The sequence below is a fragment of the Methylosinus sp. Sm6 genome (assembly GCF_019802345.1).
Taxonomy (GTDB): domain Bacteria; phylum Pseudomonadota; class Alphaproteobacteria; order Rhizobiales; family Beijerinckiaceae; genus Methylosinus.
Window position 1 is genome coordinate 1 of sequence record NZ_JAINDZ010000036.1, and the last position, 25490, is coordinate 25490.

Here is a 25490-nt window from a genome sequence, read left to right on the forward strand (position 1 = left end):
CGGGCCGTCACGGCGTGGATGGCCGCGACAAGCGCGGCCATGACGCTGAAAACTCTCTGCTCGTTAACCCGAATTCGAAGCCCTGCGCTCGAGGACGCGCTCGGCGCGACGAGGAGGCGGCGACGGATCGCCGCCTCCTCTCCCTTCCGCGCGGGCGCGGCGCGGTCGGGAGCAGCGTTCACGCCGGGATCGGCTCCACCTTCAGCGCGGCGAGATAATCGGCGAGTTTGCGGCGCTCGGCCTCGACGAGCGGCTTCAGCGGCGGCCGCGGCGCGCCGGCGGCAAGGCCACGCAGGGCGAGGCCGGCCTTCACCGTCGTCGGCAGGCCGCCGAACACGATGAATCGCAGCACCGGCAGGATGTCGTAGAAGAGCGCGCGGGCGCGGGCGATGTCGCCCGCCTGCACGAGCTCGAACAGCCGCGCCGGCCGGTCGTCGAGCAGATTGGGCGCAGCCGTGCACCAGCCCGAGGCGCCCGCGGCGATCGCCTCCAGCGCCATGTGGTTGGCGCCGTTGTAGAAGGGGATCGTCCCGTTCGACAGCCTGTGGATCGCGTGCATCCGGTTGAGATCGCCGCTGCTCTCCTTGATGAAGCGCACGGTGGGAAGCTCGCGGACGAGCCGCACCAGGAATTCCGGCGACATGTCCACGCCGCTGGTCCCGGGATTGTTGTAGGCCATGATCGGCAGATCGGTCGCCGCCGTTATGGCGGCGTAATGATCGAAGATCTCGGCCTCGGTCAGCTTCCAATAGGACACTGGAATGACCATCAGCATGTTCGCGCCGATCTCGCTCGCGAAGCGCGCCTTGGCGACGGCCGCGGCCGTGGTCAGCTCGGCGATTCCGACGATCACCGGCGTGCGGCCGGCGACGGTCTCGACGCCGAGACGGGCGCCATGCCGCCATTCCTCCTCGGTGAGATAGGCGCTCTCGCCGGCGCTGCCGAGAAAGGCGATCGCCGCCGGCTTCGAGCGCAGCAGATTTTCGGTCACGCGGCGAAAAGCCCGCTCGTCTATGCCGCCTTCATCGGAAAAGGGCGTGACGGGATAGGCGACGATTCCTCTGAGCATATCGGTCATGGCGGTCCTCACTTCGCTTCTTCGCGGATCGCCAGGCGGCCGGCGTTCTGCAGCATGGGCGCGTTCTCGCAGGCGAGATAGCGCGCAGGCTTGTCGGGATCGGCGTTGACGTGATGGTGCCAGGCCCAGACGGGGATATAGACGGCGTCGCCCGCCTCCCAATCGATCCGGCGATCCTCGATCAGCGAATAGCCGCAGCCTTCCAGCACATAGAGGATGGTCTCATAGGTGTGGCGATGGCGGTTGGAGCGCCCGCCCGGCGTCAGCCCGCCGACGGTGAGGCTGATGGCGTGGGAGGGCAGGTCGATGAAATGCACCGGGTGCTTGCGCTCGGCCGAATAAGCGGCGCGCGCGTCGTCCTTCTCGACGCCGCGATGGGCGAGCCGCTCGGGCAGCCGGACCTCGAATGTAGGCGGCGTTTTGTCGAAATCTGCGGAATGGAAAGTCTGCTGGGCGGACATGGCACCCTCCCGTCTCGTTGTGACGCTTTTTTCATCACGCAAAGACGAGAATAGGTCCAAGACTTGTTTTCGATACTGAAAATAGGGATTGCCTATGATAGAAGGCCGCCATGGACTTCCGTCGGCTTCGCTATCTGATCCAGGTCGGGGAGGCGCGCAGTTTTACGCGCGCGGCCCGGTCGCTGAATGTGTCGCAGCCGACGCTCTCGCAGCAGATCCAGGATCTCGAGGCCGAGCTCGGCGTGACCCTGTTCGTCCGCAGCGCGCACAAGGTCGAGCCGACCGAAGCCGGCCTGCTGACGATCGACTGCGCGCGCCGGGTGCTGGCCGAGGTCGAGGGGCTGCGCGAGGCGGTGCTGGAGCACCGCGGGCTGAAGCGCGGCCGGCTGCGCATCGGCGTGACGCAGACCTTCAACGCGCTCTATCTGCCGCGCATCGTCACCGATTTCGCGCGCGACTATCCGGCCATCGACCTCGAGATTCTCGAGCTCGCCAATGACGAGATCGACGCCAGCGTCGAGGCGGGGACGCTGCATCTCGGCGTCGGCCTTCCGCGCGCCCATACGAAGAGCCGCGCCGAGCCGCTCTACGCCGACACGCTGATGCTGGTCTGCGCGCGCGAGAGCCGGCTCGGCGAGGCCGAGGAGGTCCCGGCGAGCCGCATCGCGACGGAGAGCCTGGCGCTGCTCGGCCATGGCTTTCGCACGCGGGCGGCGGCCGATGATTATCTCGCCGAGGCGAAGGTGACGCCGCTCCGCATCCTCGCCTTCAACACTTTCGCCGCGATCCTCAATGTGGTCGCCACCGGCGAATATGCGTCGATCGTCCCCGCCGACGTGCGCCATGTCTCGGGCGTGTCGGCCCTGCATTTCGCGCGGCTGTCGCCGGCGCCGCCGCTGCGGACGATCTGCCTCTTGAGCGCGCCGGACGGCCGCGCCACCCCGGCGGCCGTCCGCCTCGCGGCCCGCATCCGCGACCATTTCGCCGCGAGCGCGCGGTGAGGGGCGGGCTGCGCCCGCTTCCGCCCTGATCCGCTCGCCGAGATCGCGCCCGGCGATCTCCCTCGGCGGGGCCGCCGCGCTCGCCCGAAAAAGGAGGCGCCTGCGCAAGCCTACTTGGATTCGGGCCGAATTTGATCCACAAGCGCGCTCGATGCGCGTGGCGTGGCCGGAGCGAAGCGAATGACCCTGATGTTGACGAGCGTCGCCTGCGTGGCCGAGGCCGAGATCGTTCTGGCCGGCGGCGCCGACCTCATCGACTGCAAGGACGCGGCGCGCGGCGCGCTCGGCGCGCTCCCCTTGGAGGAGGTCGCGGCCATCGTCGCGGCGATCGGCGGCCGTCGCCCGGTCAGCGCGGTGGTGGAGCTGCCGCACGATCTCTCCGAGGCCCGGGCGGCGATCGAGCGCACGGCCGCGCTCGGCGTCTCCTTCGTCAAATTCGCGCTGCCGGCGACGCCCGACGCCGACCGCCTCGTCGAGGCGCTGGCGCCGCTGGCCGCGACGACGCGGCTCGTCGCCGTGCTGTTCGCCGATCAGGGGCCCGACCTCGACGTGCTGCCGCGCCTCGCCGCCGCGGGCTTTTCCGGCGCGCTGCTCGACACGGCGCATAAGGGCAAGGGCCGGCTGATCGATCATTTCGACATTGGCGCGCTCGCGGCTTTCGTCGGCCGGTGCCATGGGCTCCGCCTCGAGGCCGGGCTCGCCGGCTCGCTCGAATCGCCCGACGTGCCGCGCCTTCTGGTGACGAAGCCCGACGTGCTCGGCTTTCGCGGCGCGCTCTGCGTCGGCCGCGACCGTCGCGCCGCCGTCGATCCGACGGCCGTGGCGCTGATTCGCGACCTCATCCCCGGCGGCCCGCGCACGCAGGCGGCGGGCGTGGCCGCCAATGTCGACTGGTCGCTGGTGGTCGGCCGCGGATTCCTCGAGAGCCGCGAGCGGATGCGCGAGATCGATCATGTCTTCGTGCGCGATCTCGTCATTCCGGTCGAGATCGGCGCCTATGATTTCGAGCGCGGCCGCACGCAGCGCGTGCGCTTCAATGTCGATGTGGATGTGACGCGCGCGAGCGGCGGCGACGACATGCGCATGGTTTTCTCCTATGACGTGATCATGGATGCGATTCGCATCATTCTCGCCTCGGGGCATATCGACATGGTCGAGACCATCGCCGAGCGTCTCGCCGAAATGGTGTTGCGCCACGAGCGCGCCCAGGCGATCAGCGTGCAGGTCGAGAAGCTCGACGTGGCGCCCGGCGCGGTGGGCGTGAGAATCCGCCGCGAGCGGCAGCCGGAGACGGCAAAGGTCCACCATCTCCTTCCCGGGCTCGTCGATGCCGCCGACAAGCAGCCCAAGCCCTGAGCCGCGACATCTCGTCGCCAAGCTCGGCGGCAGCCTGTGGACGCAGCCGGACGCGCTGCGCGGCTGGCTCGCGGCGCTGCTGCGCTATGCGGGGCCGCTGACGATCGTGCCGGGCGGCGGCCCTTTCGCCGACGCCGTGCGTGAGGCGCAGGCGAAGCTGCGCTTTTCCGACGCGGCGGCGCATGAGATGGCGATCATGGGCATGGAGCAATACGCCCTCGCCCTCGCCGATCTCGAGCCCGGCCTCGTCATGGTGTCGACGCCGCGCGAAGCCGCGCTCGCCCATCGCCGCGGCGCCGCGGCGCTCTGGCGCCCTGTTGCGATGACGCGCTCGGCTCCCCAAATTCCGGCGAGCTGGGACATGACGTCCGACAGTCTCGCCGCCTGGCATGCGCGCGAAGCCGGCGCGGAGGCGCTGCTGTTGATCAAGAGCGTCGATGTTGCGATCCACAGCGCTCGGGCGAACGTCAGCGACGGAACCGGCGCGCCCGCCTCCCCCTCGAGGAGGGAGGTCGAGCGCCGCAGGCGCTCGGGAGAGGGTGACTCCCCGAGTCTCGGGAGCACCCCGCCCCGGACCGCTTCGCGGTCCGACCCTCCCCCTCCAGGGGAGGGTGGAGCTAGCCTCGTCGACCGTTGCTTTGCACATTATGCGCGGGGCCTCGCCGTGGTCCTCGCCGGCCCTGCCGACCTCGAGACGGCGGGCGAAAGAGCGAGCCGCGGCGCGATCCCCGGCGCGGCCTTCGAAGTCCTCACACGAGAGCAACACATCGCATGAAAAAGATCGTCTCGCCGCGGTGGGGCTGGGCGCTCACCGGCTCGGGCCATTTCTTCACCGAATGTCTCGACATCATCCGCTCGCTCGACCATGTCGATCTCTTCGTCAGCAAGGCGGCGGCGGAGGTGATCCGCATGTACAAGCATCGCCTCGACGACATGCCGGACCATGTCCGCATCTTCAAGGACACGACGGCGAGCGCGGCGCCTGTCGGCGGCTTCTATCACAGCCTCTATCACACGCTGATCGTCGCGCCGGCGACCTCCAACACGGTCGCCAAATTCGTCTATGGCATCTCCGACAATCTCGCGACCAATGTGTTCGCGCAGGCCGGCAAATGCCGCGTGCCGACGGTGGTGTTCGCCTGCGACACGGCGCCGGAGCTGGAGACGCAGGCGCCCGATCGCAAGGTGATGGTCTATCCGCGCCGCATCGATCTCGAGAACACCGACAAGCTGAAGAATTTCGAATCGACGCAGGTCGCCGAGAGCTTGGCTGCGCTGCATGAGGCGGTGGAGCGCCGGCGCCGCGAGATCGCCGCGCCGGAGCCGTTGGGGAATGTCTGAGCGCGTCCTCTTCCTCACCGGCCATCTCGCCCTGCCGCGCCTCGAGCGCATGCTGGCGAGCTTCGGCGAGGAGGCGAGGGACTGGCGCGTCCACGACATCGGCGTGAAGGTCGCGGCGCTGATGACGCAGGAGATCATCCTGCGCCGGCTGCCGCGTCCGCTCGAGGCCGAGCGCGTGATCCTGCCGGGGCGCTGCCGCGCCGATCTTCGCGCTCTGTCGCAGGCGTTCGGCGCGCCCTTCGAGCGCGGGCCGGAAGAGATCGCCGATCTGCCCGGCTTTCTCGGCAAGCGCGGCGGCAAGGCGGATCTCACGCGCTTCGATATGCGCATCTTCGCCGAGATCGTCGACGCCTCCATCATGAGCGTCGATCAGGTCGTCGCGCGCGCGCAGGCGCTGAAGGACGTCGGCGCCGATGTGATCGATCTCGGCTGCCTGCCCGATACGCCGTTTCCGCATATGGAGGAGACGATCGCCGCGCTGAAGCGCCAAGGCTTCGAGGTGAGCCTCGACTCGGCGCGGCGCGACGAGCTGGAGCGCGGCGCGCGCGCCGGCGCCGATCATCTCCTGAGCCTCGACGAGCATACGCTCGGGGTCCTGCCCGATCATTCGCCGCTCGTTCCGATTCTCGTGCCCAATCCGCACGGCGATCTCGATTCGCTGCAGCGCGCCGCGCGCCTCGCCGAAAGCAGAGGCATCGCCTACATCCTCGATCCCATTCTCGATCCGATTCATTTCGGCCTCGCCGCCTCGATCGAGCGTTATGTCGAAACGAGGCGGCGCGAGCCTGCGGCCGAGATCATGATGGGCACCGGAAATCTCACCGAATTGACCGACGCGGATTCCTCCGGCGTCACGGCGATGCTGCTCGGCCTCTGCTCGGAGCTCGACATTCGCCATCTCCTCACCGTGCAGGTGAGCCCGCATACGCGCCGCACCGTGCAGGAGCATGACGCCGCGCGCCGCATGCTCCACGCCGCGCGCGCGGACCGCGCGCTGCCGAAAGGCTACAGCGACGCGCTGCTGCAGATTCACGACAAGCGTCCCTATGCCGCGACGCCCGACGAGATCGCCGAGCTCGCGCGCGAGCTGCGCGACGAGAATTTCCGCATCGAGGTCGCCGCGGACGGCATTCACATTTATGCGCGCGATTTTCATCGCGTCGCGCGGGACGCCATGTCGCTCTTCCCCGAGCTCGGCGTCGAGAAGGACGGCGCCCACGCCTTCTATCTCGCGAGCGAGCTGACCAAGGCGGAGATCGCGTTTCGCTTAGGCAAGCGCTATCGCCAGGACGAGCCGCTCGATTTCGGCTGCGCGATCGATTCGACGCAGGAGGACGAGACGCGCCTGCGCGAGGCGGGTCACACGCTGCGCAAGGCGCGGAACGAATGATGCGCTTCGAGAAGCGAGCCTGAAGGCTCGCATTCCGCAGCCTTCGAGTTGAACGGCGCAGGCCGACAGGAGCTTCCCATGCCGATGATCCGCGAATGCGTCGTCACCACGGTCGGGCCGATGGGCCAGCCGCATCTCGCGCCGCTCGGGCTGATCGAGGACGGCGAGCACTGGATCATCGCGCCTTTCCGTCCCTCGACGACTCTCGCCAATCTCGAGGCGGCGCCATTCGCCACAGCGAGCTTCATCGATGACGTGCGCATCATCGTCGGCTGCGTGTGCGGCAGGACCGACTGGCCGCTCGCGCCCGTCCCCGGCTGGTCGACGCCGCGCCTCGCGGCCGCCCTCTCCCATGCCGAGCTGGAAGTGATTCGCAACGAGGCCGATCCGAAGCGGCCGCGCTTTTATTGCCATGTGAGAAAAATCGTCTCTCATGCGCCGTTTCTGGGGTTCAATCGCGCTCAGGCGGCGGTGGTCGAAGCCGCTATTCTCGCGACGCGCCTCGGCCTGCTGCCGCGCGAAAAAATCGACACAGAGCTCGCCTATCTGCAGATCGCCGTCGACAAGACGGCCGGCCCCGTCGAGCGCGAGGCCTGGGATCTGGCGACGGCGAAGATCAAGTCCTATCTTCAGACCCAGCCGGATTGAGAGCGAGCCTTCAGGCTCGCCCGAAACGCCGCGTCCGCACGCATTTTTTATGAAGGAACGACTATGTCCGAAGCAATGACGACCGAGCATCTCGAGCATGCCGAGCACGCCGAGCATGTCGCGCATGAAGGCACGCCCTTCCTGATTCAGGTTTCCATGTCGATCGCCATCATGGCGGTGGTCGCGGCGACCATCGGCAGCTTGGAGACGATCGAGACCGCCGCGACGCTCGGCGCGCAGAACGCCGCCGCGCTGAGCCAGAGCAAGGCCAGCGATCAATGGGCGTTCTTTCAGGCCAAGAGCATCAAGAAGAGCGTGCATGAGGTCGGCTCCCGCCAGGGCGGCCCGCAGGCCGACGCGCTCTCGCGCGAGGCTCGGCGCTATGAGGACGAGAGCAAGGCCATCAAGACCGACGCCGAAGGCTTCGAGCATCGGGTGGAGGAGCATCTGCACGAGGCCGAGCATCACGAGCATCGGCATCATATTCTCACCATGGCGGTGACGCTGCTGCACGCCGCGATCGCCATCGCGACCATCGCCATCATCACCAAGGGCCGCAAATGGCCGTGGCATGCGGGCCTCGCCCTGACCGCGGCTGGAATCGCGCTCGCGGGATACGCCTATGTTTGACGTCACGGCCTCGTGAAAACGAAAGCGCCCGGGCGAAACGCTCGCCCGGGCGCTCGTCATGCGTTCCGTTCAATTCGTCACATGGGCGCGGGCAGCGCTTCCAGCCGCGCCATTCCGGCGCGCACCGCCGATTGCACCTTCTCGAAGGCGCGCACCTCGATCTGGCGCACGCGCTCGCGCGAGACGCCGAACTCGGTGGAGAGATCCTCGAGCGTGACCGGATCCTCGGAGAGCCGGCGCGCCTCGAAGATGCGGCGCTCGCGCGGGTTGAGCACGCCGAGCGCGCCGCGCAGCGCGTCGAGCCGGTTGCCCGCCTCCTCCTGCTCGACGAGCACGTGCTCCTGATCGGAGGCATCGTCGACGAGCCAGTCCTGCCACTCGCCTTCGCCCTCCTCGCGCAAGGGCGCGTTGAGCGAGGCGTCGCCGGACATGCGGCGGTTCATCTCGATCACATCCTGCTTGGTCACGCCGAGGCGGCGGGCGATCTCGTCGACATGCTCGGGCGTCAGATCGCCGTCCTCGAAGGCCGAAATCTTGCTCTTGGCCTTGCGCAGGTTGAAGAACAGCTTCTTCTGGCTCGCCGTCGTGCCCATTTTGACGAGCGACCACGAGCGCAGGATATATTCTTGAATCGACGCGCGGATCCACCACATTGCATAAGTGGCGAGGCGGAAGCCGCGCTCGGGCTCGAAGCGCTTGACGGCCTGCATCAGCCCGACATTGCCCTCGGAGACGATCTCGCCGATGGGCAGGCCGTAACCGCGATAGCCCATGGCGATCTTGGCCACGAGCCGCAGATGCGAGGTGACGAGCTTTTGCGCGGCGTTGGGGTCCTGATGCTCGCGCCAGCGTTTGGCGAGCATATACTCCTGCTCCGGCTCCAGCATGGGGAACCGGCGGATTTCGGAAAGGTAGCGCGCGAGGCCGCTCTCGCCGGAGAGGGTGGGAAGGGCGTTCGCCATGTTCACCTCCTGGCGGGCCCCCTTATGAGGCGAGCCCGCAATGGTCGGCCGCAAGCGCCGGCCGCAACGCATCAATATAAACCGATCGAAGAATGGCTGAAAGATGGCTTTTTGCTGAGGGGCCGATAACGCCGAGGTTAAATCTCCGTAACGCGCGGACAACGGATTCGCTCTCAACTAGAGCGCTCCGCCGCCGCGACATCTCCCTCTCCGGCCGAAGTCGTCGACCGATCGGCGTGGCGCGCGGACCTCGCCGAGGTCCGCGTCCAGTCATAGGCTCAAACAGTAACGACAATCTTTCCGATCTGCTCGTTCGACTCGAGAAAGCGATGCGCCTCGACGATGCGCTCGAACGGAAAGCTGCGTGCAATGATCGGCCGCAGGCTCCCCGCCGCGAGGCTGTCGAGCACGAAGCGAACGCCGCGCTCGCGCTTTTGCGGATCGCGCGTCACCGAGAACAGCGTATATCCACGTAGCGTGAGCTGCTTGCGAATGGCGGAGAACAAAGGGAAGGGCGTCGGCGCGCTCGCCAGCGCGCCGTAGAGGAAGATGGTTCCGCCGACCGCGGCCGCTTCGGCGAGCGCTTCGACGCCTGGCCCGCCGATGGGATCGAAGAGGAGGCGCGCGCCTGCCCCTTCGGTGATGCGGAGCGTCTCCGCGACGAGATCGTCGCTCTCGGTCACGATCACATGCCGCGCTCCGCCTTTTTCCAGCGCCTCGCGCTTGGCGCGCGTGCGCGTGACGGCGATCGACGTCGCGCCGGCGGCGTTGGCGATCTGAATGGCGGCGAGGCCGACGCTGCTCGACGCCGCAGTGATGACGACCGCATCCCCTTCGCCGACGCCGCCGATCTCGACCAGCGCGCCATAGGCGGTGAGATATTGCATCCAGACCGCCGCCGCCTCGCTCCAGGTCAGGGAGCTCGGATGTCTGACGACGGCATGCGCCGGAACGATCGCGGCCTCGCCATAGACGCCATATTCGGTCATGGAGAAGGCCGGCATCGTGCTCACTGCGTCGCCGATCACAAATCCCGTCACTCCTTCGCCGATCGCCTCGATCTCGCCCGATGCCTCATAGCCGAGCAGGGAGGGCAGGCGCGGCGCTTCGATATAGCCGCCGGAGCGGAACATCGCCTCGGCGCGGTTGAGGCCGATCGCGCGGACGCGGATGCGGATCTCGCCGGCCTTCGGCGCTCCGATGTCCAAATCGTCGATCTGGAGCGCGTCCGGGCCGCCGAGACGATGAAAGCGAACAATGCGCGTCATAGGCGCCTCCTGTTTGAAGAGACCCTAGCGCTCCGTCGATCCGGCGAAAATTCGGCGAGGCGTCACCCGATCTGTGCAATAATTCACCTATGGACTGGGAGGACCTCCGCTATTTTCTCGTGTTGTCCCGCTGCGGCTCGCTGTCGGCCGCGGCGCGCCAGCTCGGCGTCGACCATGCGACGGTCGGGCGGCGCATCGCCGCGCTGGAGGCGTCGCTGGGTCTGCGGCTGATGGACCGGCTTCCGCGCAGCCGGCCGCTCACCGAGGACGGGGCCGCGATCGCCGCCGCCGCGGAACGCATGGACGCGCTCGCCGAAGAGGCGCTTCGGCGCTCGCGCGGGGCGACGCTGACCTTGTCCGGCGCGGTGCGCGTCTCGCTTCCCCCGGTCCTGGCGACGTTCTGCGTCGCACCGAGAATGGGGACGCTTCGCCACATCCACCCTCGGCTCAAGCTGGTGCTGCTCGCGACCGCGACCTTCGCGGCGCTCGATCGCGGCGAAGCCGATATTGCAATCCGCATGAGCCGGCCTGAAGAGCCGGACGCTGTCGCGCGCCGCATCGGCTCGATGCGCTTCGCCCTCTACGCCCGGCGCGATGTCGCGGAGCGGCCGGCGGAGGAATGGGAGTTCGTCGGCTTCGACGAGTCGCTCGGCCATTTGTCGCAGCAGGTATGGCTGCGAAAGCTCGCGGGTGAACGGGGACTTGCGTTCGAGTCCAGCGACCTCTTCGCCCAGCAGGCCGCCGTTCGCGCCGGAGCCGGCGCGGCGGTGCTGCCGAGCTTCATGGGCGATGACGACGAGGCGCTGGTTCGACTACCGGTCGAGCCGCCGCCGAAGCGCGACCTCTGGCTGATCGCCTATCCGGACCTGCGCCGCTCGCCGGCGGTTCGCGCGGTCATGGATTTTCTCGCCGATTGCATTAGCGCCGATCCCCGTTTGCGGCCGTGAGGCGTCCGTCTCATCGATCGACGCGCCAGAAATCGGCGGCCTCGGCGGGAAGCGTCGCCAGCACACGCTCGAATTCCGCCACGTCGACGCAGTCGCGCAGGGCGTGGGCGACATCGGCGATGGCGCTCGCCGGCGAAAAATTATGGTCGCGGCGCAGCGACTTGACTTCCTCCAGCAGCGCCGCTCTGGAGCCGAAGTCGCACGCCTCCTCCCGCGTATCCCAATCGGCGACGAACAGCGCCCGCAGCACCGGAGGAAGCGCGCCGGCGAAGCGAATGGCGTCGTGAATGTCGAGACGGCGGCGAAAGGCGAGCAGCACGCCCTGAGCCGTTGTATAGGCCTGATTGCGCGTCGTCAGTCCCGTACGCTCGATCACGAGCCGTAAGAAGCGGTCGAATGCCTCGGATGCGTGCTGATATTCCATTGGAATGGGCATGGCTCGCGTCCCCTTCGCGATTGGTCACCCTCCCGCCAACGCCTCCCGCAACCCCATGAGGTCCGCCGGCAATTCGCTCTCGAACAACAGCTCCTCGCGCGTCGCCGGATGCGGGAACCCCAGCGTCGCCGCATGCAGCGCCTGGCGGCCGAGCGCCTCCACGACGGCGCGCGCCGCGGGCGCGAGCAGCGCCGTCTTGGTCTTGAAGCCTGCGCCATAAGTGGCGTCGCCGATCAGCGGATGGCCGATATGGGCCATATGCACGCGAATCTGGTGCGTGCGTCCGGTCTCCAGCCGGCAGGCGACCAGCGAGGCGACGCCGAAGCTTTCGATCAGCTCCCAATGGGTGATCGCCTCGCGGCCGCGTTCCTCCGAAACCACGGCCATTCTCTCGCGCTGGATCGCATGGCGGCCGATCGGCGCCTCCACCGTGCCGCGCGCGCGCTCGGGAACGCCCCAGACGAAGGCGAGATATTCGCGCATGAGGCCGAGGCTGCGGCCATGATCCTCGAAGAGGCGCGAGAGGCCCCTATGCGCGGCGTCGGTCTTGGCGACGACCAGAAGTCCGGACGTGTCCTTGTCGATGCGGTGCACGATGCCGGGCTTCTTGACCCCGCCTATGCCGGAGAGGCTGTCGCCGCAATGGCCGAGCAGGGCGTTCACCAGCGTGCCCGTCTCATGGCCGTGCGCCGGATGCACCACCAGCCCGGCCGGCTTGTCGACGACGATGAGATGCGCGTCCTCGAAGCGGATATCGAGCGGAATGTTTTCGGGCTGCGGCTCGGGAGGCTCGGGCGGCGGGACGGCGAGAGAGACCCGGTCGCCGGCGGCGAGCTTGCGCGCGGCGTCGCGCGTCGGCGCCGGCCCGATGGTGAGCCGTCCGTCCTCGATCAGCGCTTTCAGCCGCGTGCGCGACAAAGATGCAGCGACGATCTCCGGCCGCTCGGCGAGGAAGCGATCGAGCCGCGTTCCCGCCGCCTCGGGCGGAACCTCGAAGGCGAACAAAATGTCCTCGATCGTCTCGTCATCCGCTTCGCGCATGGAATCCCTTCGATTGTCTCGTTATCGGCGTGCTAACGGAGCGTCGTTCCCCACAGGCCGGAGCCGCCGTCATCGCCCCTGCATCCGCACATCGAAGCTGCGCCGTGATCGGCGCCGGGCCGGCCGGCCTCATCGCCGCCGATCGTCTCGCGCGGCTCGGCGCGAAGGTGACCGTCTATGAGCACAAGCCGAGCCCCGCGCGCAAATTGCTGATGGCCGGGCGCGGCGGCCTCAATATCACGCATAGCGAGAACCTGGATAAATTTATCGCACGCTATGGCGCGGCGACGGCGAGGCTCGAGCCCTATCTCCGTGATTTTCCACCGGAGGCGCTGCGCGCATTTTGCGCGGAGCTCGGCGAAGACACCTTCGTCGGCTCCAGCGGGCGCGTGTTTCCGAAGAGCTTCAAAGCCTCGCCTCTGCTGCGCGCGCTGCTCGCGCGTCTCGCGGCCAATGGCGTGACGATCGCGACGCGCCATCGCTTCGAAGGCTTCGCCGATGACGGCGCGCTGCGGCTGACCGGCGCCGGCGGCGAGACGCTGATTCGCGCCGGTGCGGTCGTCCTCGCGCTCGGCGGCGCCTCCTGGCCGCGGCTCGGCTCCGACGGCGCCTGGAGCGGCGTTCTCTCGGCGAGCGGCGTCGCGGTGACGCCGCTCGCCCCGGCCAATTGCGGCGTGGCGATCGACTGGCCCGAGTCGTTTCGCGCCTCCTTCGAAGGCGCGCCGCTGAAGACGATCGCGCTTCGCCATGGCGACGCCCGCATTGCCGGCGACATCGTCGTCACGCGCGGCGGGCTCGAGGGCGGGCCGGTCTATGCGCTTTCGTCCGCTCTGCGGCGCGCCGTCGAGCGCGACGGCGCCGCGACGATGCAGGTCGACCTGCGTCCTTCGCTCTCGATCGAAGCGCTCGCCGCCAAGCTCGCGCGCTCGCGTGGAAAGCAGTCCGTCGCCAATTTTCTGCGCAAGGCGGCGGGGCTCGCCAAGCTCGAGGTGGCGCTGCTGCGCGTCGCCGCTCCGACGCCGCCCGAGGACGCGCATGCGCTCGCCGCGCTCGTGAAGAATCTGCCTCTGACGATCATCGCGACGGCCGGCCTCGAGCGGGCGATCTCGACGAGCGGCGGCGTGGCCTTCGACGAGCTGGACGAGGATCTTATGCTGAAGCGCCTGCCGGGCGTTTACGTCGCCGGCGAGATGCTGGACTTCGACGCGCCGACCGGCGGCTATCTGCTGCAGGCGGCGTTTTCGACCGGCATGGCCGCGGCGAGGGGCGTCGCGCGCCGCCTCGCAGTCGAAGAAGGCGAGCGTTCATCTGAACGCTCGAGTCGAACGTGAACTTCCGCGTCGGTCGCTCTCGTGCTATGTAGACCTCATGAGCAATCTGCAGTCGGAAGTCTTCGAGGCGTTTCGCGCCATCGACATTCCCGAGGACAAGGCTTTGAAGGCTGCTACGGCGCTCAGCAAGCGTGACGACGAGGTATCGTCGATCAAAGGCGAGCTGCTCGTCATCAAATGGATGATGGGCTTCGTTCTGGCGTTTCAAGTGGCGATTTTCGCGAAGCTCTTCATGCATTGATTGGAGCGTCGCCAGCGTCACGGTTCGGCCAATTGACGACGCGCGAAGCATTGATCACCCGTTCGATCGTCGAGGGCTCGAGGGGCGCCCTCAGAGGAAAATCAACCGGGATGTGCATAGCGGTCTGCCGGTGCCCCCGAATTACGGCATCCTCCATTCGTGATGATCTCATCTTCCTCCCTCGTGATGATCACCGGCGGATACTCTCCAATTATACCAAGTAAATCAATTACGCTGAGCTGATCCGCCTGCTGCAGGATCAATCCATACGAGGCATTCAAGGGGCGGCAATGCTCGAATCGCACGTCTCGTCTCCACTCTTCAATGCTTCGACTTCTTGTCCTCAAGTCCCTCGCGGCGTTGCTCTGTCGTAGCCATGCGCCGAAGTTTTCGACCCTGACTTCACCGATGACCAAATAATTCGAAAGACAAAAAAGGCATTTTGAGGCAAATAAATCGTAAATTACTTGATTTTTTGCCAGTGTTAGCAATAGCATGCGGATACATAAGCCTTTCTATGATGCATGTGGCGCTCCGCTCGACGCTATAGTGACCTCATATGCACAATAACAAACTTCGTTAAAATTGCAGCTGTATATAGACGGATTCGCCATCGACGGTTGTGCCCGCAGCGTATGGGCCGGCTGAATGGCGTGCGTCCCATCCTTCTACTCCGCCACCTTCCCACCCCGCCGCGCCAGCTCCGGCTCGACCAGATTATGGCGGATCAGATAGGTCAGCGCGCGGCGCCAGGATTCGTCCGTCTCGCCGCGGAGGCTCGTCTGCGAGATATTGACCAGCTCGCCGCTGCGCGCGTCGCGGATGCGGAATTCGAGACCCTGCAACATCACGCTGATCTTGCGAAAGAAGCCGACGAAGGAGAGATCGGCGCCCGCCGCGCGCGCGGCGTCGGCCTCGCAGCCGTTGCATTTGCGCAGCCAATGCTGGGCGACCCTCGGCTCCTGGCTCGGGCCGATGTCGACGATCTCGAAGAGGCCCGACGCGGCGAGCAGTTCGCGCGCGAGGCGCGTCATCTTGCGCAGCCGCTCGGTCTCCTCGGCGCTCTCGCCGGCGAGCGGGCCGCCGGCGCTGAAATCATCGAGCTCGAGATCGAAGACGGCGAGCTTCAGCGGCGCCGCCGCGCGCGACGGCGAGGCGCAGAAGGCGACCGCCGCGAGGACAATGATCGGGAAAATTCGGGTCATGACACGCCTCCTGCCTTGCCGTTCGGCGTGAAGATGCGCGCCAAGCGGGGCGCCGGCCAGTCGATCTTTCCCGGCGCGGCGCGGGAAAAATTCCCGCGCTACTGGCTTGCGCCAGAAAGAGCGAGCCTGAAGGCTCGCTCTCGACGCAGGCGGTTAGAGCGGCGGCGTGTCGGCGGCGACGAGTCCCGCGCCGAGCGCGAGCCAGACGAGATGCGCGTCGGTGCGCGCGCCGACCTTGGATTTGATCTGATAATGATAATTCTGCACCGTCTTGGGGCTCAGATGCAGCGCCTGCGCGATGTCCTCGGTGGTGCGGCCGGAGGCGACGAGGCGCAAAATTTCCGTTTCGCGCGGACCGAGATCGGCGAGCGGCGAGCGTCCGTCGGCGAGACGCTCGGCGGCAATCTCGCGGGCGACATCGTCGCCGAGCGCGCGTCCGCCGCGCGCGACCAGCGCCACCGCGCGCACCAGCTCGCTCGCCTCGCCGCCCTTGGTGATGAAGCCGCTCGCGCCGGCTTCGAAGGCCTTCAGCGCATAGGCGGCGGCGCTGTGCATGGTGAAGACGAGTATGCGCGCGCGCTTGTCCCATTGCCGAATGTGGCGCACCGCCTCGAGCCCGCCGGCGCCGCCGCGCAGCGACAAATCCATCACCACGACGTCCGGCGAATGATCGCGATAGGCCTGATAGGCGGCGGCTGCATCCTCGGCCTCGGCGACGACGGCAAAGCCGCTCTGGCGCTCGAGCAGGCGGCGATAGCCCTCGCGCACCACAGGATGATCGTCGACGAGCAGAACCGAGATGGAGGTCATGCCGCCTTGCGCCCCATCGCGGCATTGGCGTTGGCGGCGACGAGCGGAATGCGCGCCGCGACGCAGACGCCGCGCGCGGCGCGGCCGATCTCGAGGCTGCCGCCGAAGGCGGAGACGCGCTCGCGCATGCCGAGCAGGCCATGGCCGGCGGAAACATCGATGCGCGTCGGATCGCCGCCGCCGTCGTCCTCGACGGTCAGCGCGACGACGCCGTCATTGGAGGCGAGGCGCTCGACGCGCAGATAGACGTCGTGCGGCCGCCCGTGGCGCATGGCGTTGGTGAGGCACTCCTGCGCGATGCGGAAGACGCTGGTGGAGACGGACGGCGGCACGGCGGCGAGATCGCCCATCAGATCGAGATGCACCACCGCGCGCGGCGCCGTCTGCGCATTCCATCCGGCGACGAGCTGCACGAGGCAGGCCTCGAGCCCGAGCTCGTCGAGATCCTGCGAGCGCAGCCGCGCCAGCGCCTCGCGCAAGGTCGCGGTCATGCGCCGCGCCGCCTTGCCGATCGAGCGGGCGTCGGCGGCGAGATCGGGACGATCCTGCGCGCCGGCCTCGATCGCCGCGGCGAAGGCGGTGGTGGCCGTGAGGCATTGGCCGAATTCGTCGTGCAGGTCGCGCGCCAGCGCGCGGCGCTCCTCCTCCTGCACCTCGAACAGGCGCTTCGTCAGCGCGACGCGCTCGGCGGTGGTCTGCGCGAGACGCTCGGCGAGATCATTGACCGCGCGCGCGATGAGGCCGAACTCGCCGCAGGTGAAAGTGTGAATCCTGTGGCGATAATTGCCGCTCTCCAGCCGGCGCAGCCCGTCGATGACGACGCGCGTCGGCGCGAGCGCGTGGATGATGACGAGCGCGGCGAGCAGCGAAACGCCGATGGCCATGAACACCGCGACGCCCGCGACGATCGATATTTCGCGCCAAGCCTGGCGCACCGCGGCCTCCGGATCGGCGCGCGCGATCACGACTCCGGTCTCCGGCTGGCGCACGGTGAGAGCGCGCTCGATCGGCGCCGGCGGACCGAACAGGAAGTCGAACAGGCGCGCGAACCATTGCGGCTCCGGCGCGCCGACGCCTTCCGTCTGGCTGCATAATTCGCGCGGCGTCTCGGCGCCCGGCGCGAACATGATGCAGACCCCGGGGGAGACGAGCTTCAGCGTCGCCAGCGACTCCCAATTGGGGATCGGCAGGATTTTGTCGCGCCGCATGCTGCCGCGCCAGAGAATTTCCCGCCAGAACAGATTTTCCAATTCGTGCGCGACGCGCTCGGCGGAGGCGGCGGTTTCGGCGCGGATCATCCGGTGTGCGTCGAGCATCACCCAGCCGATGGCGAGCGACAGGCACAGCAGCACGACGCCGGCGAGGCGCAGAAGGAGACGGACGATCAGCTGCATAGTTCGATTCCTTCCCGGCGGATGCGCGACGGCTCCAGCTTTTTTGTTTTGGAGCGAATTCTGATCGATCGAACGAGTCCGTTCGATCGGAAAACGCTCGAGCGAGGGCGACGGAACCGTACCAGCAATCCACAGCCGCGCCAATGCGATCGCGCGGCGCAGATCATGAGATCGGGAAAAATGCCCGGCGCGCCCGGGGCGGCGCGCCCTGGGCGAGGCCCCCCGGCCGAGGGCAAGCTGTTCGCGAAACCAAACGGAGGCCGAAAGCATGAGCCTGCAGGCGATTACCGCGCGCGCGCCGTCGCGCGTCACGTTTTTGTTCGCATTCGCGACATTCGAGCTGACGCTCGCGCTCGCGATCGCCTGGGCGCTGGGCGTGAGCCTGTTCTTTCCCAATGGCGTGATCGCGAGCTACATCGTCGAGCGCGCCGATCTGATCCGCGCGCATATCGACTATCTCATGATGGCGCAATTTCTGTTTATTTTCGCGCTGATGTTTCGGCAGTACGCGATTCGGCCGCCGCTCTGGATCCTCGTCGCGAGCTGCTCCGGCGCCTTCTACAATCCGGCGAGCTTTCTGCTGCGCGCCCTTCGGCCGAAGGTCGATCCGGCCACGATCACGGCGCCGGTCGAGCCGCATTTCCCGCTCATTGCCGGGCTGAGCTTCACGGCGGTCACGGTGGGATTCATCGGCTCGGCGGCGCTCGTCGTCTATGCCGCCTGGCGCTCCAGCCGATCGAGCGCCAGCGCGAGAGCCGACGCGCTCGAAAACGCGTGAAGGTCGGAACGGCGTCACCGCACCTCGATCGCGCCGAAGATCGTCTCGAAGGCGCGCCGCAATTCGACGTCGACCCGCGCCATATCCGCGTCGACGCGAAGATCGGCGAGGCTGGTGACGCCAAGATGCGACTGCCGCACGCCGCAGGGCGCGATGCCGGAAAAATGCGTGAGGTCGGGCGCGACATTGAGCGCGATTCCGTGAAAGCTCACCCAGCGCCGGACGCGCACGCCGATGGCGGCGATCTTGTCCTCGGCAGGCTCGCCCGAAAGACCCGCGGGCTTGTCCGGCCGCGCGACCCAGACGCCGACGCGCTCCTCGCGCCGCTCGCCGGCGACGCCGAAGGCCGCGAGCGTCGCGATCAGCCACGCCTCGAGGGCGCAGACATAGGCGCGCACGTCGCGCCGGCGGCGTGACAGGTCCAGCATCGCGTAAGCGACCCTCTGGCCCGGCCCGTGATAGGTGAACCGCCCGCCGCGTCCCGTCCGGTGGACGGGAAAGCGCGCATCGAGAAGATCGCCCTCCTCGGCCGAGGTTCCCGCCGTATAGATCGGCGGATGCTCGACGAGCCACACGCGCTCCCGCGCCTCGCCTGCGGCGATGCGCTCGGCGAGCGTCTCCATTTGCACGACAGCGTCCTGATAATCGACGAGGCCGGGCGCGACGACCCATTGCGCGGGCGGCGCGCCGGCCTGCGGCAGGAAGGAGACGGCGCAAGCGTCGCGGGACAGCGGCGAGGACATGAGGGGAGTCTACAACACGGGCGGATTTCGCCAAAGGAGGAGCGCGGCCTCCTCGACACTCGCAGCTTTGAAAAGGTCGAGAATGTCTGGCAAGCTCGGGCGTCGCAACTGAAGTCAGGGGACGCGGGATGAGCTCGGGCGAAGGCGGTTTTCTCGGCGGCAGCGGGATTTTGGGGCCTTATTCATCGGTGCCGTCGGTCGCGCCCGGGGCGAATCGATCGCCGGCCGAAGCGCTGCGCTTCGAGATCAAAGGCCATGAGATGCAATTCGTCGAGATCGAGCTCGATCCAGGCCGCGCCTGCGTCGCCGAAGCCGGCGCCATGATGTTCAAGGAGGCTGTGGTCGGCATGGAGACGATCTTCGGCGACGGCGCGCAAGAGGATTCGGGGCTGCTCGGCAAGCTCTGGCGCGGCGCCAGGCGCGCGCTCTCGGGCTCCTCCCTGTTCATGACGCGCTTTTCCAATAACGGCTACGGCCCGGCGCATGTCGCCTTCGCCGCGCCCTATCCGGGCAAGATCCTGCCCTTGCGGCTCGACCTCCTCGGCGGCGAGCTGCTCTGCCAGCGCGACACATTTCTCGCCGGCGCGCCCGGCGTCGCCATCGACATCGCCTTTCAGAAGAAGATCATGACCGGCCTCTTCGGCGGCGAGGGCTTTATCATGCAGCGCCTCTCGGGCGACGGAATCGTCTTCGTCCACGCCGGCGGCACGGTGGTCGAGCGCGAGCTCGCGCCGGGCGAGGAGCTGCACGTCGATTCGGGCTGCCTCGTCGCGCAGACGGCGAGCGTCTCCTTCGACGTGGTTCCGGTCGGCGGGATCAAATCCATGGTCTTCGGCGGCGAGGGCTTTTTCTTCGCGCGGCTGGTCGGACCCGGCCATGTGTGGCTGCAGTCCATGCCCTTCTCGCGTCTCGTCGGCCATATCGCCGCGCGCCTGCCGTCCTCCGGCGGCGGTGTCGGCGTGTCCTGGCCGGTCGGCGGCGGCGGCTCGGAGTCCGGCTCTGGCGGCGGCGGCTGGGGCGGCGGAGGGGACGGCAGCGAGGCGTGATGGGGCCGCGCGTTCCGAGCGGCGAGCCGTCGGAACGCGCGGGAAGGCGGGTCGTTACATTTTCGAGGCGCGGATCACGAAGCCCGGGCCGCTCGAGCATTTGACCTTGCCGATGAGCTTGAAGTGCTTCGGGTCGGATTTCTCGGGGGCGGCGCCGGTCCAGACGCAGCCGGTCAGCTTGTCGTCCCTGTCGCCGAGCGTGACCGTATAGACATCGCCGCTCTTCGTGCCTTCGAAGGTGTAAGCGGTCGGCGCGCCGGTGTCCGATTGCATCTCGGCCTTGCCGGACAGCTTGTCGCCGTCGACGGTCACGGCCCATGTTCCGGTCGAGCTCTTGATGCCGGAATTGCTCTCCTCCGAGACATTCCAGCTTTGGGTCTCGGCCAGCGCCGGCGCGCTCATGAGGACGAGCGCGACGGCGGCTTTCGTTACGAGCTGAAGCACGTTTCTACTCCCATTCGATTTGTGATTGCGATGAGCGGCGATGGCAGACGCGAGGGGAGTTGAGAAAGGGCGACGCGATTGCAGCGCAGCTTCGATCATCCAGACGCGCGATTGTAGGCGACGCTCGTTAAGGGCGCCCGCGATATGCGGATGATCCCTGCCGCTGCGTCATTGGCGTCGACGCGAGCGGGCCCGCAAATTCGCACAGAACTGGTTCGGCTGCAAATAGTGATACGGCGCCGCTCCAAGTCAGAACTGGGCGTGCAAGCGCAGTCCGAACACATTTACCGGCCCGCGTGCGACATTATGTCCCGGATTGCCGATGAACTGATAGTCGAGCGTCAGCTCGATCCCGTCGCGCATATTATATTTGTAATAGGTCTCGAAGACCTTCTCGCCGGCGTAGGAGATGCCGCCGTCGCCGATATAGACGCTGAGGCCGCCGAGGCCGAAATAGCGGATGCGCGGCCCGGCGAGGCCCGAGAAAACGCCGGCGAGGCCGATCTCGTCCTTGTCGCGGCCCCAGAGCGCGCCCTGCAGAGTGAGACCGGTCGCCAGCGAGCGGTCGATATCGGTGAAGTCGACCGTCTCGAATCGCCCGTCGGCCATGCTGGCGCGCAGGAAGAAGCCGATCTCCTTCGAGATCTGCTGCTGCACATTGATTCCGCCGCCGAGCTTGAGATGGCGCCGGCGCAGCCAGGGCAGGTTCACATCGGGCGGCAGCGCGCCGGTGAGCAGCGCATAATTCACGACATCGTCGACCTTGGCGAAATTGCCATTGTCGCCATAGGCGAGAAATTTGATGACGCCCGGCTGGGCGAACAGGTCATAGCGCGCCTCGAGCTCGACGACGCCCATGAATTGCCGTCCGATCTGCGGCTCGATATTCGGGCTGTTCGGAATGTCGGAGAGCTGAAAGGCGCCGGCGCGCGCGGTCCACCAATCCTGCTTCCACTCGATCGCGAGGCCATGGGTATAGCCCCAGGAGTCGGCGGCGTAATCGAACGCGCCCATCGAATTGACGCCGAAGTTGAGGAAGCCGGTGGTGGGATCGTGCGCATATTTATTGTCGTCGAACACGTCCGGCACGGCGAATTTGCCGATGGTGAGGATGATGCGGTCCTTGTCGACCTTGCCCGACAGCTGGTTCTGCGTCGATTCGAGCACCTCGTTGAAGGAGCCCGTCTCCGGATCGCTCACCTTGCCGCCGCCGTCGAGCCCGATGATCTGGCGCAGGAAATAGCGCTGGAAGCGCATATAGGGCGCGGCCCGCCCGACCTTGGCGACCGCCCCGTCCACATAGGCCGCGGCGCCGACCGAATTGGCGAGTCCATAGCCGACATCGATCTCGGGATTGAGATAGACGGCGCCGCCGTCCCAGAGGCGCAGGCCGAAGAAGAGATTGCTGGTCGAGCCGGCGTTGGCGAGCCCGTTCGGCGGAAAGCTGCGCTCGCCGCTGTAGAGCGCCGGGAATTTCGGATAGCCCTGAACGACGGCGGTCGTCTGTCCGTGGAAGCTGTAGAGCTCCTCCTTCGATGCCTCGTCCCGCTTCTCGTTCCTTTGTCCGTTCTCGCGTCCCGTCTTCTTCCCGTTTTTTCCGGTCTCGTCGTCGACGTGTCGCGCGCTGTCGCGCGCGGGGGCCTCCGCCTCTTCCTGAGGGTCGAAACGATAATTCAGCCCGAGGCGCAGCACATGCGCCTCGCTGCGCTGGCGCGCGGCGAAGGCGGAGGCGGCGCCGTCGTCGAAGAGTCGCGTCTGCAGCTGCTGATTGACGTAGGTATATTCGAGACGGGCCGACCAGCGGTCGAACAGCGCTTGCTCGATTCCGGCGCCGACCACGAATTTCATGCGCGAGGACTGCGAGAGCGGCGCAAGGAACGGACCGGCTGCTCCCGGCGAGACGGTGAGAAGCGACGCGCCGCGCCAGCCGCCCGCGGCGACGCCGCCGGTCATATAGACGAGCGAGCGGCCGAAGGCATAGCCGAACCGCGCGCGCACGCTCGCGAAATAATCGCCGTTCTCATTGGTCGTCAGCGCGCGCGTCGCGGGGCCGAAGCCGGCGAAGACGCCGTCGTCGCCCCGGCGGATTTTCAAAAAATTCAGCTCGGTCTCGAGGCCGTAGACCCATGGTCCCTTCTGCCAGTCATAGCCGATCTGCGCGCCGAAGCTCACGCCCGGGCGATCGCGATTCGGCGCGACGAGGCCATAGGCGGCGGGCGCGAAACCGGCGGCGGCCTCCACCCGGGCGCCGCTCGGCTCCGGAAAGCCGGCCCCGGCGTTGACGCCGATATGAAGCCCGGCCCAGGTGAAAGCCGGCGGCGTGGAGGTCGGCGCCGGCTCCGCCGCCCGAGCGCCGATCACGCTCGAGGCCGCTATCAGCGCCGCCGTGATGAGATGATGAGGCTTCATAGGTCGGCGATCGTCGGTGCGAATCACATTTTGCATGAGCGTCTTGCATGAGCGTCGTATCGCCTGCACGACGACGAGCGCCAGCGTTACATTGGAACGGGATAACAGTTTCATGACGACGCGCGGTCAAAACATCGCGCGCAGCCGCACGCCAAAAATATTGACCGGGCCGCGCGCGACATTGTGAGCGGGATTGCCGACGAGCTGATAATCGAGCGAGAGGTCGACGCCGTCGCGCAAGCGATATCGGTAATAGCCCTCCACCACCTTCTCGCCAGCATAGGTCATCGCGCCGTCGCCGATGGAGACTCCGATGCCGCCGAGCGCGAAATAGCGAATATGCGGGCTCGAGAGGCCCGAGAACACCATTGCGGCGCCGATTTCGTCCTGCTCGCGGCCCCAGAGCCCGCCCTCGGCGGTGAAGCCGAAGGCGAGAGATCGGTCGATATCGGCGAAATCAATGGACTGATAGCGTCCATCGGCGATGCTGGCGCGCAGGAAGAAGCCGATGTCCTTTGAAATCTCCTGCTCCAGATTGACGCCGCCGCCGAGCTTGAAATGGCGCTTGCGCGGCCGTGGGCCGTAGGCGTCGGGCGGCAGGTCGCCAGAGGCGAGGGCGGCGTTCACGACCTCGTCGAGCCTGTTGAAATAGCCATTGTCGCCATAGCCGAGCAGCCGGATCGCGCCCGGACGCCCGAACAGCTCATAGCGCCGTTCGAGCTCGGCGACGGCGGTGAACTGATAGCCGATGCGCGGCTCGATCACCGGCCAGGAGGGATATTGCGAGAGCTGGAAGAGCCCCGCCCGCGCGGTCCACCGGTCCTGCTTCCATTCGAGCGCCGCGCCATAGGTGTAGCCCCACCAGTCGGAGCCATAGTCGAAGGCGCCCATCGAATTCACGGCGCTGTTCAGAAAGCCCGTGGTCGAATCATGGGCGTATTTATTGCCGTCGAAAATATCCGGGACGGCGAATTTGCCGATGGTGAAGGTCAGACGATCCTTCGGGACCTTGCCGGCGAGCTGATTTTGCGCGGTCTGCAGCGTCTCGTCATAGCCGCCCGTTTCGGGGTCCTGCCCGCTCGCCGAGCCGCCGAGGCCGATGATCTGGCGCAGGAACCAGCGCTGGAAACGCAAATAAGGGGCGGAGCTTCCTACCTTGGCGACCGCGCCGTCGGCATAGGCGGCGAGGCCGACGGAATCGGCGAGCGCGTGGCCGGCGTTGATTTCCGGATTGAAATAGGCGGCCGCCCCCTCCCAGAGCCGCATGCCGAAGAACAGATCCGTCGTCGTGCCGACATCGGCGCGGCCATTCGGCGGCAGGCTGAAAAATCCGCTATAGGGCGCCGGAAATTTCGGATAGCCCTGGAGAACGGCCGTCGTCTGCCAGTGAAAATTGAAATTCTCCGGCGCCGTCGCCGTCGCCTCCTCTTTTTTCGCTTCCGCCGGCTCGCTCTCGCCCCCGCCCTGCGTCCGCGCTTCGTCGGGATTGTCGCTCCGACGCGCCTGCGCGCCGGCGCCGCCGGCGCCGCGCTCGGTCGTGCTCATTTGCTCCCGCGGCGAAAATCGGCAGTTCAGCCCGAAGCGCAGGACATGGGCCTCGCTGCGCTGGCGCGCCGTGAACGGCGGCGCCGCTTCGTTCTCGAACAGCCGCGTCTGCAATTGCTGGTTCAGATAGAGATATTCGAGCCGCGCCGACCATCGTTCGGAGAGCGCGCGCTCCACGCCGGCGCCGATCGCGAATTTCATGCGCGAGGATTGCGAGACCGGCGCGTGATAGAGGGCGAAGGACGGAAGCCGCAGGAGGGTGGACGCCCCGCGCCAGCCGCCGGTCGCGACGCCGCCCGTCCCATAGACGAGCCAAGGGCCGAGCGCATAGCCGAGCCGGCCGCGCAGGCTCATGAAATAGTTTCCGTTCTCGTCCGCGGCGAGGGCGTGGCCGGAGGGACCGGCGGGGGACGCGAACAGGCCGGTCGCGGCGCGGCGCAGGCCGAGAAAATTCAAATCGGTCTCGACGCCATAGACGATATCGCCCGTGCGCCAGTCATAGCCGACCTGCGCGCCGAAGCTCGCGCCGGCGCGATCATGAGCCGGCGCGGCGAGTCCGAAGGCGTCGGCGCCGAAGCCGTCGAGCCTGCCGCCGCTCGAAACCGGAAATCCGGCGCCGGCGTTCACGCCGATATGCATGCCCTCCCAAGAGAAGGCGGGCGCCGGCTCGGCGGCGCGCGGAGCGCGAACGGCCGCCGCCGAAGCCAGGGCTGCCGTCGCCAGAAAAATCAGTCTCATGAGATCCGTGGTCGATCGCTCGGCGATTCGCATCCTGTCACGGCTTCGCGCCGCATGCCGCGATCGTCTTCACCTAAGCGCGACGCCGTAATCCGCGGCGCGACGCAGCGCGCCCGGCCGGCGAGCCCGGCCGGCGAGCCCGGCTATGTCGAAATGATTTTTCCTCCGGGCGCGAACGCGTCGGATCGCCGCGCGTTCGGCTTGCTCGCGATTTCCGAGATTTCCCGAACAAATTTTTCGGGTCGGC

Annotated in this window: 25 protein-coding genes; 12 read left to right on the forward strand and 13 right to left on the reverse strand. The window is 67.2% G+C overall.

What is annotated here, in order from left to right; all coding sequences use genetic code 11:
- Positions 1-178 precede the first annotated feature (178 nt).
- Together K3F48_RS19175 and K3F48_RS19180 are read right to left on the reverse strand one after the other, a co-directional pair.
- Positions 179-1078, reverse strand: coding sequence for a dihydrodipicolinate synthase family protein (locus tag K3F48_RS19175; protein ID WP_222577044.1), 900 nt, complete (start codon positions 1076-1078; stop codon positions 179-181).
- An 8-nt stretch (positions 1079-1086) separates the two neighbouring features.
- On the reverse strand, positions 1087-1539 hold the full coding sequence (locus tag K3F48_RS19180) for a cupin domain-containing protein (RefSeq protein WP_222577045.1): 453 nt from the start codon (positions 1537-1539) through the stop codon (positions 1087-1089).
- Between the two features lie 110 nt (positions 1540-1649).
- Between K3F48_RS19180 and K3F48_RS19185 the strand changes: the two genes are divergently transcribed.
- The 7 genes from K3F48_RS19185 (at position 1650) to K3F48_RS19215 (ending at position 7905) form a co-directional block, all read left to right on the forward strand.
- Positions 1650-2540 carry a LysR substrate-binding domain-containing protein gene (locus K3F48_RS19185; protein WP_222577046.1) on the forward strand — a complete coding sequence of 297 codons (891 nt, stop codon included), beginning with the start codon at positions 1650-1652 and terminating at the stop codon, positions 2538-2540.
- A 180-nt stretch (positions 2541-2720) separates the two neighbouring features.
- A complete protein-coding gene (locus K3F48_RS19190) occupies positions 2721-3896 on the forward strand; it encodes a (5-formylfuran-3-yl)methyl phosphate synthase (RefSeq protein ID WP_222577047.1) in 1176 nt (391 codons plus the stop codon).
- On the forward strand, positions 3868-4671 hold the full coding sequence (locus K3F48_RS19195) for an aspartate kinase (protein ID WP_222577048.1): 804 nt from the start codon (positions 3868-3870) through the stop codon (positions 4669-4671). The genes K3F48_RS19190 and K3F48_RS19195 overlap by 29 nt, the downstream gene beginning before the upstream one ends.
- Entirely contained in the window at positions 4668-5237 is a 570-nt protein-coding gene (locus tag K3F48_RS19200) for a flavoprotein (RefSeq protein WP_222577049.1), read from the forward strand. The genes K3F48_RS19195 and K3F48_RS19200 overlap by 4 nt, the downstream gene beginning before the upstream one ends.
- Complete coding sequence (locus tag K3F48_RS19205; protein WP_222577051.1) at positions 5230-6627, forward strand: DUF6513 domain-containing protein; 1398 nt, start codon at positions 5230-5232, stop codon at positions 6625-6627. The genes K3F48_RS19200 and K3F48_RS19205 overlap by 8 nt, the downstream gene beginning before the upstream one ends.
- Before the next feature lie 78 nt (positions 6628-6705).
- Positions 6706-7275 carry a DUF447 domain-containing protein gene (locus K3F48_RS19210; protein ID WP_222577052.1) on the forward strand — a complete coding sequence of 190 codons (570 nt, stop codon included), beginning with the start codon at positions 6706-6708 and terminating at the stop codon, positions 7273-7275.
- Between the two features lie 63 nt (positions 7276-7338).
- Positions 7339-7905, forward strand: coding sequence for a DUF4337 family protein (locus K3F48_RS19215; protein ID WP_222577053.1), 567 nt, complete (start codon positions 7339-7341; stop codon positions 7903-7905).
- A 77-nt stretch (positions 7906-7982) separates the two neighbouring features.
- Here K3F48_RS19215 and rpoH read toward each other — a convergent pair whose 3' ends face one another.
- Together rpoH and K3F48_RS19225 are read right to left on the reverse strand one after the other, a co-directional pair.
- Positions 7983-8867 (reverse strand): RNA polymerase sigma factor RpoH, encoded by an 885-nt coding sequence (gene rpoH, locus K3F48_RS19220; RefSeq protein WP_222577055.1) that lies wholly within the window; start codon positions 8865-8867, stop codon positions 7983-7985.
- Positions 8868-9145: 278 nt separating this feature from the next.
- Entirely contained in the window at positions 9146-10135 is a 990-nt protein-coding gene (locus K3F48_RS19225) for a zinc-dependent alcohol dehydrogenase family protein (protein ID WP_222577056.1), read from the reverse strand.
- 89 nt (positions 10136-10224) lie between these two features.
- Here K3F48_RS19225 and K3F48_RS19230 point away from each other — a divergent pair, with 89 nt between their 5' ends.
- A complete protein-coding gene (locus K3F48_RS19230) occupies positions 10225-11082 on the forward strand; it encodes a LysR family transcriptional regulator (protein ID WP_222577057.1) in 858 nt (285 codons plus the stop codon).
- A gap of 10 nt (positions 11083-11092) precedes the next feature.
- Here the strand turns inward: K3F48_RS19230 and K3F48_RS19235 are convergent, their stop codons facing one another.
- Together K3F48_RS19235 and K3F48_RS19240 are read right to left on the reverse strand one after the other, a co-directional pair.
- Positions 11093-11518, reverse strand: coding sequence for a DUF2267 domain-containing protein (locus K3F48_RS19235; RefSeq protein WP_222577058.1), 426 nt, complete (start codon positions 11516-11518; stop codon positions 11093-11095).
- 24 nt (positions 11519-11542) lie between these two features.
- On the reverse strand, positions 11543-12559 hold the full coding sequence (locus K3F48_RS19240) for an RluA family pseudouridine synthase (RefSeq protein WP_222577060.1): 1017 nt from the start codon (positions 12557-12559) through the stop codon (positions 11543-11545).
- A gap of 104 nt (positions 12560-12663) precedes the next feature.
- On the opposite strand from K3F48_RS19240, the gene K3F48_RS19245 reads away from it, so the two are divergent.
- Both K3F48_RS19245 and K3F48_RS19250 read left to right on the forward strand, forming a co-directional pair.
- Positions 12664-13890, forward strand: a complete 1227-nt coding sequence (locus K3F48_RS19245) for an NAD(P)/FAD-dependent oxidoreductase (protein WP_370631454.1) — start codon at positions 12664-12666, stop codon at positions 13888-13890.
- 37 nt (positions 13891-13927) lie between these two features.
- Entirely contained in the window at positions 13928-14131 is a 204-nt protein-coding gene (locus K3F48_RS19250; protein WP_222577063.1) for an integrase, read from the forward strand.
- Between the two features lie 668 nt (positions 14132-14799).
- On the opposite strand, the gene K3F48_RS19255 is transcribed toward K3F48_RS19250, so the two are convergent.
- The 3 genes from K3F48_RS19255 to K3F48_RS19265 form a co-directional block, all read right to left on the reverse strand.
- Positions 14800-15336 carry a DUF3280 domain-containing protein gene (locus K3F48_RS19255; RefSeq protein WP_222577064.1) on the reverse strand — a complete coding sequence of 179 codons (537 nt, stop codon included), beginning with the start codon at positions 15334-15336 and terminating at the stop codon, positions 14800-14802.
- A gap of 153 nt (positions 15337-15489) precedes the next feature.
- A complete protein-coding gene (locus K3F48_RS19260; protein WP_222577066.1) occupies positions 15490-16146 on the reverse strand; it encodes a response regulator transcription factor in 657 nt (218 codons plus the stop codon).
- The gene (locus K3F48_RS19265; RefSeq protein ID WP_222577067.1) at positions 16143-17540 is read right to left on the reverse strand and encodes a sensor histidine kinase; all 1398 of its coding nucleotides are present in this window, start codon (positions 17538-17540) and stop codon (positions 16143-16145) included. Before K3F48_RS19265 ends, K3F48_RS19260 begins: the two co-directional genes overlap by 4 nt.
- Before the next feature lie 268 nt (positions 17541-17808).
- On the opposite strand from K3F48_RS19265, the gene K3F48_RS19270 reads away from it, so the two are divergent.
- A complete protein-coding gene (locus tag K3F48_RS19270) occupies positions 17809-18318 on the forward strand; it encodes a hypothetical protein (RefSeq protein WP_222577068.1) in 510 nt (169 codons plus the stop codon).
- Between the two features lie 14 nt (positions 18319-18332).
- Here the strand turns inward: K3F48_RS19270 and lipB are convergent, their stop codons facing one another.
- Positions 18333-19061, reverse strand: coding sequence for a lipoyl(octanoyl) transferase LipB (lipB, locus tag K3F48_RS19275; protein ID WP_222577069.1), 729 nt, complete (start codon positions 19059-19061; stop codon positions 18333-18335).
- 128 nt (positions 19062-19189) lie between these two features.
- Between lipB and K3F48_RS19280 the strand changes: the two genes are divergently transcribed.
- On the forward strand, positions 19190-20107 hold the full coding sequence (locus K3F48_RS19280; RefSeq protein ID WP_222577071.1) for a TIGR00266 family protein: 918 nt from the start codon (positions 19190-19192) through the stop codon (positions 20105-20107).
- Positions 20108-20161: 54 nt separating this feature from the next.
- On the opposite strand, the gene K3F48_RS19285 is transcribed toward K3F48_RS19280, so the two are convergent.
- The 3 genes from K3F48_RS19285 to K3F48_RS19295 form a co-directional block, all read right to left on the reverse strand.
- Positions 20162-20551, reverse strand: a complete 390-nt coding sequence (locus K3F48_RS19285; protein ID WP_222577072.1) for a hypothetical protein — start codon at positions 20549-20551, stop codon at positions 20162-20164.
- Positions 20552-20800: 249 nt separating this feature from the next.
- On the reverse strand, positions 20801-23074 hold the full coding sequence (locus K3F48_RS19290; protein ID WP_255609409.1) for a carbohydrate porin: 2274 nt from the start codon (positions 23072-23074) through the stop codon (positions 20801-20803).
- Between the two features lie 12 nt (positions 23075-23086).
- Positions 23087-25243, reverse strand: coding sequence for a carbohydrate porin (locus K3F48_RS19295; RefSeq protein ID WP_255609410.1), 2157 nt, complete (start codon positions 25241-25243; stop codon positions 23087-23089).
- Positions 25244-25490: the final 247 nt, after the last annotated feature.

Coding starts and splice junctions, on each gene's coding strand:
- K3F48_RS19175 (WP_222577044.1), bottom strand. CDS start 1,078: ATGACCGATATGCTCAGAGGAATCGTCGCCTATCCCGTCACGCCCTTT.
- K3F48_RS19180 (WP_222577045.1), bottom strand. CDS start 1,539: ATGTCCGCCCAGCAGACTTTCCATTCCGCAGATTTCGACAAAACGCCG.
- K3F48_RS19185 (WP_222577046.1), top strand. CDS start 1,650: ATGGACTTCCGTCGGCTTCGCTATCTGATCCAGGTCGGGGAGGCGCGC.
- K3F48_RS19190 (WP_222577047.1), top strand. CDS start 2,721: ATGACCCTGATGTTGACGAGCGTCGCCTGCGTGGCCGAGGCCGAGATC.
- K3F48_RS19195 (WP_222577048.1), top strand. CDS start 3,868: ATGCCGCCGACAAGCAGCCCAAGCCCTGAGCCGCGACATCTCGTCGCC.
- K3F48_RS19200 (WP_222577049.1), top strand. CDS start 4,668: ATGAAAAAGATCGTCTCGCCGCGGTGGGGCTGGGCGCTCACCGGCTCG.
- K3F48_RS19205 (WP_222577051.1), top strand. CDS start 5,230: ATGTCTGAGCGCGTCCTCTTCCTCACCGGCCATCTCGCCCTGCCGCGC.
- K3F48_RS19210 (WP_222577052.1), top strand. CDS start 6,706: ATGCCGATGATCCGCGAATGCGTCGTCACCACGGTCGGGCCGATGGGC.
- K3F48_RS19215 (WP_222577053.1), top strand. CDS start 7,339: ATGTCCGAAGCAATGACGACCGAGCATCTCGAGCATGCCGAGCACGCC.
- rpoH (WP_222577055.1), bottom strand. CDS start 8,867: ATGGCGAACGCCCTTCCCACCCTCTCCGGCGAGAGCGGCCTCGCGCGC.
- K3F48_RS19225 (WP_222577056.1), bottom strand. CDS start 10,135: ATGACGCGCATTGTTCGCTTTCATCGTCTCGGCGGCCCGGACGCGCTC.
- K3F48_RS19230 (WP_222577057.1), top strand. CDS start 10,225: ATGGACTGGGAGGACCTCCGCTATTTTCTCGTGTTGTCCCGCTGCGGC.
- K3F48_RS19235 (WP_222577058.1), bottom strand. CDS start 11,518: ATGCCCATTCCAATGGAATATCAGCACGCATCCGAGGCATTCGACCGC.
- K3F48_RS19240 (WP_222577060.1), bottom strand. CDS start 12,559: ATGCGCGAAGCGGATGACGAGACGATCGAGGACATTTTGTTCGCCTTC.
- K3F48_RS19250 (WP_222577063.1), top strand. CDS start 13,928: ATGAGCAATCTGCAGTCGGAAGTCTTCGAGGCGTTTCGCGCCATCGAC.
- K3F48_RS19255 (WP_222577064.1), bottom strand. CDS start 15,336: ATGACCCGAATTTTCCCGATCATTGTCCTCGCGGCGGTCGCCTTCTGC.
- K3F48_RS19260 (WP_222577066.1), bottom strand. CDS start 16,146: ATGACCTCCATCTCGGTTCTGCTCGTCGACGATCATCCTGTGGTGCGC.
- K3F48_RS19265 (WP_222577067.1), bottom strand. CDS start 17,540: ATGCAGCTGATCGTCCGTCTCCTTCTGCGCCTCGCCGGCGTCGTGCTG.
- K3F48_RS19270 (WP_222577068.1), top strand. CDS start 17,809: ATGAGCCTGCAGGCGATTACCGCGCGCGCGCCGTCGCGCGTCACGTTT.
- lipB (WP_222577069.1), bottom strand. CDS start 19,061: ATGTCCTCGCCGCTGTCCCGCGACGCTTGCGCCGTCTCCTTCCTGCCG.
- K3F48_RS19280 (WP_222577071.1), top strand. CDS start 19,190: ATGAGCTCGGGCGAAGGCGGTTTTCTCGGCGGCAGCGGGATTTTGGGG.
- K3F48_RS19290 (WP_255609409.1), bottom strand. CDS start 23,074: ATGAAACTGTTATCCCGTTCCAATGTAACGCTGGCGCTCGTCGTCGTG.
- K3F48_RS19295 (WP_255609410.1), bottom strand. CDS start 25,243: ATGAGACTGATTTTTCTGGCGACGGCAGCCCTGGCTTCGGCGGCGGCC.